The sequence below is a fragment of the Aphanizomenon sp. CS-733/32 genome (genome assembly GCF_028330045.1).
GTDB classification, from domain to species: Bacteria; Cyanobacteriota; Cyanobacteriia; order Cyanobacteriales; family Nostocaceae; genus Dolichospermum; species Dolichospermum gracile.
Genome location: NZ_JAQMSE010000224.1, coordinates 1 through 9,308, shown reverse-complemented (window position 1 = coordinate 9,308; position 9,308 = coordinate 1). Strand labels below are relative to the sequence as shown.

General features: G+C 40.1%; 7 protein-coding genes. 6 read left to right on the top strand and 1 reads right to left on the bottom strand.

The features are described from left to right. Positions 1-275 precede the first annotated feature (275 nt). Positions 276-2,420, top strand: coding sequence for a DNA phosphorothioation-associated putative methyltransferase (locus tag PN471_RS18930; RefSeq protein WP_271778157.1), 2,145 nt, complete (start codon positions 276-278; stop codon positions 2,418-2,420). A gap of 8 nt (positions 2,421-2,428) precedes the next feature. Here PN471_RS18930 and PN471_RS18925 read toward each other — a convergent pair whose 3' ends face one another. Continuing rightward, entirely contained in the window at positions 2,429-3,007 is a 579-nt protein-coding gene (locus PN471_RS18925) for a hypothetical protein (protein WP_271778156.1), read from the bottom strand. A 332-nt stretch (positions 3,008-3,339) separates the two neighbouring features. On the opposite strand from PN471_RS18925, the gene PN471_RS18920 reads away from it, so the two are divergent. The 5 genes from PN471_RS18920 (at position 3,340) to PN471_RS18900 (ending at position 9,157) form a co-directional block, all read left to right on the top strand. Then, positions 3,340-3,909 (top strand): pentapeptide repeat-containing protein, encoded by a 570-nt coding sequence (locus PN471_RS18920; RefSeq protein ID WP_271778155.1) that lies wholly within the window; start codon positions 3,340-3,342, stop codon positions 3,907-3,909. Between the two features lie 309 nt (positions 3,910-4,218). After that, complete coding sequence (locus PN471_RS18915; RefSeq protein WP_271778154.1) at positions 4,219-4,971, top strand: winged helix-turn-helix domain-containing protein; 753 nt, start codon at positions 4,219-4,221, stop codon at positions 4,969-4,971. A 50-nt stretch (positions 4,972-5,021) separates the two neighbouring features. Next, on the top strand, positions 5,022-6,341 hold the full coding sequence (locus PN471_RS18910; protein WP_271778153.1) for a sensor histidine kinase: 1,320 nt from the start codon (positions 5,022-5,024) through the stop codon (positions 6,339-6,341). 225 nt (positions 6,342-6,566) lie between these two features. Continuing rightward, the gene (gene phoU, locus PN471_RS18905; RefSeq protein ID WP_271778152.1) at positions 6,567-7,235 is read left to right on the top strand and encodes a phosphate signaling complex protein PhoU; all 669 of its coding nucleotides are present in this window, start codon (positions 6,567-6,569) and stop codon (positions 7,233-7,235) included. A gap of 215 nt (positions 7,236-7,450) precedes the next feature. Beyond that, a complete protein-coding gene (locus PN471_RS18900; RefSeq protein WP_271778151.1) occupies positions 7,451-9,157 on the top strand; it encodes an iron uptake porin in 1,707 nt (568 codons plus the stop codon). Positions 9,158-9,308 lie beyond the last annotated feature (151 nt).

The following is a 9,308-nucleotide window of genomic DNA, read 5'->3' as shown; positions in this document are numbered from 1 at the left end:
GAACAGGGAACAGGGAACAGGGAACAGGGAACAGGGAACAGGGAACAGATAAGAAACACTCATTTGCACCAGTTTAGAGCTTCAGTTTTAAAGTTTAAGCTGTTACGCAGCTAAATTTGATAACCATAATTTACTTGAACTTTGTAGTGCGGGCATCTTGCCCGCTAGAATTATACAAACTAAATGCACAACAGCTTATTAACTTCCAATTTCAGATTTTTTGTACTAAGGTAAATGTAACCAGGTTATCTATATTTTGACAAGATGACAAAGTAATGGTTCAACCCGATAACATAAGGAATGCAGTTGAGGAAAACCTCTCAACGTTTCATTCTATTGATAGAAATAACATACATCAATGTTGCCAAAACAATCCTGTTGGCAAAATGTTACCTGATGCCTTTTACATTCACATTTTAGCTTTACATACTCTTGATCCTTGGCTTCAGGAATATGAAAGCCGCGCCCGTAGTGTCTTACCTAAAGTTCAGGTGACAACTATAGTCAAGTTTAGCACAAACAAACCCAAGATATCCTATCTATTTTATCCTGATTTTGATACTGATCCTCATCCGGCTTTACAAGCTAGTATTCAGGTTGACGTAGAAACTCTAGAAGTTGGTTATCGGGATTATAGCGATTCAGAAAATCCCCCCATTCTGCACCGCAAAGAAACTTTTGTGACTCCAGAATATCCCCTCTATGAGGAGTTTGCAGCTTTGACTCGCGCTCAAGTTGCTTTAGGGTTGCTTAATCATCCTAAAGGAATTGGTACTAGGTTGGGTTGGGAACAACGGTTACAAGTTTTTGGGGTGGAAGTACAAGGACATCGCTTAATTAAACGGGAAAGTGGTTCTATAGCTACAAATATAGTTCCTAAAATAGACCGTCACAAAGCCGCCATTATTCGCCCTGATTTGTCTCGCCCTGTGCGTTTAGCTTTGGAATTGAGCTTATTTAGTCCAGAAACTACCTTTTTTGATTATGGTTGTGGACATGGTGGAGATGTTACCCGCATTGCTGAACATGGTTATACAAGTTGTGGTTGGGACCCTTATTACTCGCCAGATACGTCGAAAATAGCTGCGGATATTGTCAATATTGGTTTTGTCATCAATGTGATTGAAAATCAGAGCGAGCGCCGGGAAGCCTTAATTCAAGCTTGGGAACTAACTCAAAAGGTGTTGCTAGTAGCTGCCCAAGTGTTAATATCTGATATTAGGCGGGGTGTAATTGCTTATGGAGACGGCATTATTACTAATCGTAACACATTTCAGAAATATTATGAGCAGGAAGAATTAAAAATTTACATTGACCAAGTATTAGGAGTTGACGCAATTCCTGTGGCTTTGGGGGTGTATTTTGTGTTTCGAGATAAGGCTGAAGCGGAGTTATTTCGTGCTTCTCGCTTCCGTTCCCGTGCGACTACTCCCAGAATCCGTCTTTGTGTAAAACGGTTTGAGGAACATCAGGAATTATTAGCACCGCTGATGAATTTTATGACGGAACGAGGCAGAATGCCTATTAAGGGAGAATTACCTCAAGAAGAGGCAATTATTCAGGAATTTGGGAGTTTACGCCGAGCCTTTAATACCATTATACAGGCAACTGATTCGGAAGAATGGCAAGCGATCGCTGACAAACGCCGTCAAGATATAATAGTTTATTTAGCACTGTGTAATTTTAGCCGTCGTCCCCGCTTAGGACAATTAACCCCCGCAGTACAAGAGGACATTTTAGGCTTATATAGTAGTTATAAACAAGCCTGTTTAGATGCTGACCAAATGTTACGCAGTTTGGGAAATACAGAACTTATTATCAAACGTTGTCAAGAAAGTAAGGTAGGGAAAAAGTTACCTAATTCCCTTTGGGTGCATATTTCTGCATTACAAGCAGTTGACCCTTTGTTACGTCTTTATGAAGGTTGCGCTAGTCGCACTATTGGACGGTTAGAAGAGGCTAATGTGATTAAATTTCATCTGAAAACGCCTAAAATATCTTATTTATTTTACCCTGATTTTGATATTAGTCCCCATCCCATTTTATCAAAAGTCATGACAATTGATTTGCGAGATCTGCACGTTACCTATCAAGATTATGATCAAGAAGATGACCCACCAATCTTACACCAAATAGAAGCTTTAGTTACTCCCGATTATCCCCAATATGAGAAATTAGTGAAACTCACTTGTCAAGAAGAAGATAGGGGTCTTTTAGATAATTGGCACAGTATTAGTCATGTTTCTGGTTGGGAAAAATGTCTAAAGGAAAATTGTACTGTTATTGATGGTTATCGGTTAGCTTGGGCTAAAGATGCAGATGCTTATAAGTTGAAAGCACTTAAAGCAGCTTTGAGAACTCGACAAAGAAGGAAGAATGTTGCTCACGCAGAGACGCAGAGGCGCAGAGAGGAGGAATAGAGGGTTATTTATGTTTGTTTTGCTAGTTTTATCCAGTCTGCAATTCCTTTTTTTGTGGGGATTCCTGAGTTATTAAATGTCCAAATATCTCTTTTATGTTGTTGTCCATAACTAATATGAATTGGTTGGTTATGACTATAAAAATAGAGGGAATCAAAGGGTAGTTTTGCTTGTAATATCCATTCTACTAATTGTGTACTCGGTAAATCTGTAATTAGAAAATCGCAAGCAGCACCTAATCTTTCACAGTAGTATTTACCTTTTTTGTTGATTTCATGGCTAATATGTTGGTCAAGATGCGGAGCTACACGCCCATTTTTTTGCCCTGTAATTGGGTCTTTTTTCTCTAGATACTTTTTTAGGTCTGGAGAACAAAAACCGTAGGTAATTCGAAATCTTTCTCTACTAAAATAATCTATCACTGGGTCAATGATAAATTTATTTAAATCCTGTAGTGCGGGAATTACTTCTGGTAGATTTTGTGGATAGGGGGTGATATTTTGGGCATATTTATGATAGGTTTGTGTGCAGGTACAAAATTCTTCTAAGGTTAGATATTTTCCTAGTTTTAAATTATGACTATTCATAAATACTGGATAGCTATGAGACTGGTGATTCTATTGTAGCATTTGCTAAACTTCCAGTTTATTAATTGCTGAGAAGTTAAAAAATGTGAATAATTTGATAATTGGAGATGTATTTATGTTTGGATTAAATAAACGACAAAGTTAAACTATATTTTCAATAGATATCTCCAGAAAATAATGTTGTAGAGACGTTCTATGGCAGGTATCTACAAGGGTTATAGGATATGCGTATTTAATTTCTGGAGATGTCCAATCAATATCTTGTCATCAATATTTAATTACTTTTCTAACATTTGAATTTTGTCTGACTACTTACCAAGGTCTAAAAAACTATGAATGTTCAAGAACTTTTAGATAGATATGCCACAGGAGAAAGAAGCTTTAACTGCATTGCTTTACCAGGAGCGAATTTGCAAGGAGTCAATTTGGGTGGTGTAGACTTCGGTGGAGCAGATTTGAGAGGAGCAAATCTAACAGAAGCTTCTTTAAGTGGAGCTAATTTGAGTAAGGCAAATCTCAAAGGGGCAACATTAGCAAGAGCGCATTTATCCGAAGTTATTCTCTGCGGTGCTGATTTGACTCAAGCCACATTAAAAACTGCTCATTTAAATGAATCAGACCTCAGTGGTGCATTGTTGAGTTGTGCTAATTTATGTGATGCTAATTTACACATGGCATCAATTTCCGCCGCGAATTTGCAGGGTGCAAACCTCAGTGGTGCAAAAATGGGAGGTGTAAGAATGTGGAAAGCAAACTTACAAGGTGCGGATTTGAGTGGTGCAGATTTAAGCGAGGCTAATTTATGCGAAGTGAACTTGACTGGAGCTAATTTGGATGATACAGATATGAGTGAAACTTTCCTCACAGGAGCAATTATGCCTGATGGTAGTATTCATAGCTGATCTTTACATCGTAGGTTGGGTTGACGCAAGGAAACCCAAACAAATCATTAATCCTGTTGGGTTAAGAGTCGTTCAACCCAACCTACATTTCCCTAACCGAACAGTATTGGAATGCCACTACAGCATTCATTATTCAGCTTTTGCTTGGCTTTTAGCCTGTTCTAAGGCTATCTCTTTCATTGTCAAGGGGGATGACTGGATTACTGACACAAAAATTTACAATTAACGTAAATACAAAGAAAATCAAAATAAATCTATGATTGGTATGATTTATAATATACTAGGCTTTGTTATACACTGAAAAAGTTAATGTATACCAGTGAATTAGCTAAGTATTCTGCCAGGGCAGATATTGGACAAACAAACCGTATTCTCGTAGTCGAAGACGAAGAACTAATTCGGGAAATGTTAGTTGTAGCCTTGGAAGGGGAAGGTTATGAGGTAATTATTGCTAGTGATGGCAGAACGGCAATAGAATATCTGAAGAGTTGTGAAGATAATTCTGAAGAAATGTCTTTGGATCTGGTGCTGTTAGATTTGATGTTGCCGCAAATTAATGGTCTGGATATTTGCCGTTTTTTGCGCCACCAGGGCAACTCAGTACCAATTTTGATGTTGAGTGCTAAGGGTAGTGAAACTGACCGAGTGCTGGGCTTGGAGGTGGGTGCTGATGACTATTTGACAAAACCGTTCAGTATGCGGGAACTGGTGGCGCGGTGTCGGGCGTTACTTCGTCGTCAACGTTTAAGTGCATTGCCACAGGTTCAGGTTCTGAAGCATAAGGATATAACTTTAAATCCTCAAGAGTGTAGGGTAACGGTGCGGGGAGAAGAGGCGAATTTGTCTCCGAAGGAGTTCCGGCTGTTAGAATTATTTATGAGTTATACCCGACGAGTGTGGTCACGGGAGCAGTTGTTGGATCAGATATGGGGTCCAGATTTTGTGGGGGATAGCAAAACTGTGGATGTTCATATTCGCTGGCTACGGGAAAAGCTGGAAGAAGATCCTAGTCATCCAGAATATATTGTGACTGTGAGGGGTTTTGGTTACAGATTTGGGTGATTTGTGAAGATAGTTGTTAGTTTTGAATCATACACCAACTAACGACTTCCATGCTTTTTCTGGGTTTTTTTCTGGGTTTAGTTGTCGGCCTTGGTCTTTGGGTTTGGCAACAGGTTCACCTGAACTGGTATTTAGAGGGATTGTTGCAACCGTTAAATTCTCATTCCCGTAAAATCAATCACATTAGGTTGCTGCTAAGACCTGGCTTACGGCAGGATATGTCTATGGTGAATAAACAACGACAGGATTTGCAGCAGTCATTGTCTATGTATCAGGAATTGCTAAACTTTGCACCTGTGGGATATTTGCAGGTAGATGAGGAAAATCAACTGCTATGGTGCAATCAGCAAGCGCGAGAAATTTTATATCTTCAAAGGTGGCAACCAGGACAGGTGCGTTTGTTGTTAGAGTTGGTGCGGTCTTATGAATTAGATCAGTTAATTGAACAAACTCGTGATTGGCAAAAGCCACAGGTGCAAGAATGGGTTTTTCATCCCGCTTGTGAGGATGCTAGGGAGATGACAGCGGTAAAATCTATGCTGGTGCGGGCTTCTAGTTTGCCTTTGACAACGGGACAAGTGGGGGTATTTTTGGAAAATTGCCAGTCTGTGCTAGATATGAAGCAGGAACGCGATCGCTCTTTTTCTGATTTAGCCCATGAACTGAGAACACCTCTTACAGCTATTCGTCTGGTAGTGGAAACTCTGCAAACCCGTCTAGAACCACCTTTAGACCGTTGGGTTAATAGGTTAATGCAAGAGGTTGACCGACTGATTAATTTGGTGCAAAGTTGGTTGGAACTAACGCAAATGGAAAATAATCCGACCATGCAGTTAAATTTAGAAATGGTGGAAATGCGATCGCTCATCCTCTCAGCATGGGAAACTCTAGAACCAATTGCCCAACGTCAGTCTTTGAGTATTAACTATACTGGATTAGAAAACATCTACATTCAAGCAGATAAATTCCAACTTTATCAAGTATTCGTTAACTTGCTAGATAATAGCATTAAATATAGTCCCACTCAAACCACTATTGACATTGAAACTCAAATAATTTCTACTGATAACGGTCAAATGTTGGAAATCAACATTATTGACTCCGGTATTGGCTTTACTGTTGCTGATTTACCCCATGTATTTGAACGCTTTTATCGCGGAGACAAAGCTCGGTATCGTTCACCACTTAATGAGGTCAACTCGACAACGGGAATTGCTGGAAGTGGATTAGGTTTAGCCATTGTCCAGCAAATAATTATTGCCCATAATGGTGCAATTAAAGCTATGAACCATCCAGAAACAGGGGGAGCATGGCTTCAACTTCAATTCTCTCAGATCATGACAAATACACCTAGCCAAGATTATAGTTAACGTGAGTTCGGAGTTAGGAGTTTCTCCTTCGGAGACGCTACGCGAACGGACTTATGATTTTTTCAACGAGATCATAAGGGTTTGAGACTCATGGCGAGTTTTCCACAAATTATCTTATGTCGAACTCAGGTGAGACTTCTACCTGGGGTGAGTTTTCCACGAATTATCGTTATGTCGAACTCACGTTATAGTTAATGAAATATATACACTTTTTATATAACCAGCGTGAAAACTGTATTTGATACACCAAATCATAAAATACCGCAAATAGAACGCTCCATTAGGCGTTTAGAACGGGATTTATTACGCATGGGTGCTTTAGTAGAACAATCATTTCGTCTGAGTCATCAAGCCTTATTTGCTGGTGACTTGATAGCAGCAGAACAAATACCCAAATTAGATAAGAAAATTGACCGCTTTTATCGGCAAATAGAATCTGATTGCACAACTATTATCATTCGTCAAGCACCTACGGAAAAAGATTTGCGATGTTTAAGTGCTTTTATGCAATTAGTTCGTGACCTAGAACGGATTGGGGATTATGCCAAAGACCTAGCAGAAATTGCCATTAAACTCTTCCCTTATCCTCAACACAGTTCTTTGCCACAAATCGCCATTATGTCACAGCACGCCCAAGCAATGTTAGCAACTTGCTTGGTAGCCTTAGCGGATTTGGATGAAACCAGTGGACAAAGAATGAAGCAGTTAGATGATGCGGTAGATAATGCTTATGAGCATCTTTATCAAACCTTTGCCCAACAGGAAAATTTTCCTGGAGTCATTGAACCAATTCTGCTGTTAACCTTAGCAATTCGTTGTTTAGAACGGATGGCAGATCACGCAACCAATATTGCCCAACGAGTCACATATATTGTTACAGGTCAGCGATCGTAAATTTGATATTGATTGTTATCAATACATACCATAAGCGGAGTATAATCTCAAATTTACCAGATAATAAATAAATCACCATCTTGTATAAAAATTTTAATATTTAGTTGTTTTAATTGCCATTAATGATGTAGAATCACCATAGGAAATTTATGTATAAGTTCCTTGGGAATTTACCATAAACTGGATTCATTTAGGTGTGTGAGAGACTAAAATTTATGAAAAAAGCTTTTTGGAATATCCTCAAAGTTAGCCCTGTTATCGCTTTGAGCCTACTAACTGGTAATGCCGCTTTTGCTGGTGAAGCTAACGAACAAGTAACAAGTGTTGCTCAGTTGTCCCAAGAGTCCAACAGTTTGGGTCAAGTAACATCCGTTTCTCGGTTTTCTGACGTACGACCTAACGATTGGGCGTTTCAAGCTTTACAATCATTAATGGAACGTTATGCTTGCGGAATTGGTGGTTATCCTGACGGTACTTTCCGTGGTAATCGCGCCTTGAGTCGTTATGAATTTGCGAGTGGTTTAAATTCCTGCTTAGAACGCGTTAATGAACTTATTGCTACTGCAACTGCTGACATGGTAAGCAAGCAGGACTTAGCTACCTTACAGCGCTTGCAAGAAGAATATTCCACTGAACTAGCAACTATTCGCGGTCAAGTAGATGCTTTAGAAGCTCGGACTGGCGAACTAGAAGCCAATCAATTTTCCACCACCACCAAACTGTCTGGAGAAGCCATTTTCAGCGTATCCCAAGCTTTTGGGGATAAAGCGGCACTTCCATCTCCTAATGCACCAACAGCATCAACACGAGACGTAGATTCCAAAGCTACTTTCGCTGACCGGGTACGTTTGACCTTGAACAGCAGCTTCACAGGAACAGACCAATTACAGACTCGATTAAATGCGGGTAATATTTTAGCTAACAACCCAAATGCTGCCGCTACCCCTTTCAACGCCACTACTGGTGCAGCAGCGACACCCGCAACATTTGGCACTGGTACTAACATGACCCGTTTGGGTTATGACGGTGGTACTAATAATAGTGTAGCAATTGACAAACTCAATTACGCTTTCAACTTGAGCGACAAAATCCGTGTCAAGATTGATGCTACTGGTGGTGAGTTGAACGAGAACGTCAATGTTTTCAACCCCGACTTTAGAAGCAGTGGTTCAGGTTCTCTATCTCGCTACGGACGTTTTAGCCCTATTTATCGTCAGGCGAATGACGGTGCAGGTATCACTGTTAATGTGACTCCTAATGATAAATTAGTATTGAGTGCGGCTTATTTTGCCACAGGTAGAGACTCTAATGGAATTACAACTGCAAGTGATCCAACCCCAGGAAAAGGACTATTCGATGGTAATAACACCATGTTTGGTCAGTTAGCTTTCAAACCTAACAAAGCCATCAATATTGGTCTAACTTACGCCCATTCTTATCAAGCTGGTACTCCTAGCTTGTTCTTAGGAACAGGTAGTGCAAGAGCTAATAATCTTGGTCTTGGTGCTACTACTAAAATTGAATCAAGCAACTACGGTGTACAAGCTACCCTCCAACCGACTAAAAATATCACAATAGGTGGTTGGGGTGGTTATACCGCTGCCAGCACTTTAGCAGGTGCTAGTACCAGTGGAGAAATATGGTACTGGGCTGGTACTTTGGGTATCAAGGACTTCGGCAAAGAAGGTAATACCTTGGGTTTCATCTTCGGTCAATCACCTAAATTGACTGGTGGTAAAGCTGGGGTCACAAATATTGCCAGAGATGCAAACACTTCTTATCACATCGAAGGTTTGTACAAGATTAAGCTTTCCGACAACATCCTGGTAACTCCTGGTGTGTTGGTAATCTTGAATCCTGAGCATAACGACAAGAACAGCAACGAATATGTTGGTACTTTGCGGACTACCTTCACTTTCTAGAATTAAGTTAGGTTAGCTTAATCAGCAGAAGCCCCACGTCTCACTCTTAGGAGCGTGGGATGAATGCGCGTGAGTTGAGTTGCGTAGCCCAAATTGTATTTGAGCGTAGCGAAAACAAAGAAGGCTACAGCGACGAAACGAACAAAATATT

Coding starts and splice junctions, on each gene's coding strand:
- PN471_RS18915 (WP_271778154.1), top strand. CDS start 4,219: ATGTATACCAGTGAATTAGCTAAGTATTCTGCCAGGGCAGATATTGGA.
- PN471_RS18910 (WP_271778153.1), top strand. CDS start 5,022: ATGCTTTTTCTGGGTTTTTTTCTGGGTTTAGTTGTCGGCCTTGGTCTT.
- PN471_RS18930 (WP_271778157.1), top strand. CDS start 276: ATGGTTCAACCCGATAACATAAGGAATGCAGTTGAGGAAAACCTCTCA.
- PN471_RS18900 (WP_271778151.1), top strand. CDS start 7,451: ATGAAAAAAGCTTTTTGGAATATCCTCAAAGTTAGCCCTGTTATCGCT.
- PN471_RS18925 (WP_271778156.1), bottom strand. CDS start 3,007: ATGAATAGTCATAATTTAAAACTAGGAAAATATCTAACCTTAGAAGAA.
- PN471_RS18920 (WP_271778155.1), top strand. CDS start 3,340: ATGAATGTTCAAGAACTTTTAGATAGATATGCCACAGGAGAAAGAAGC.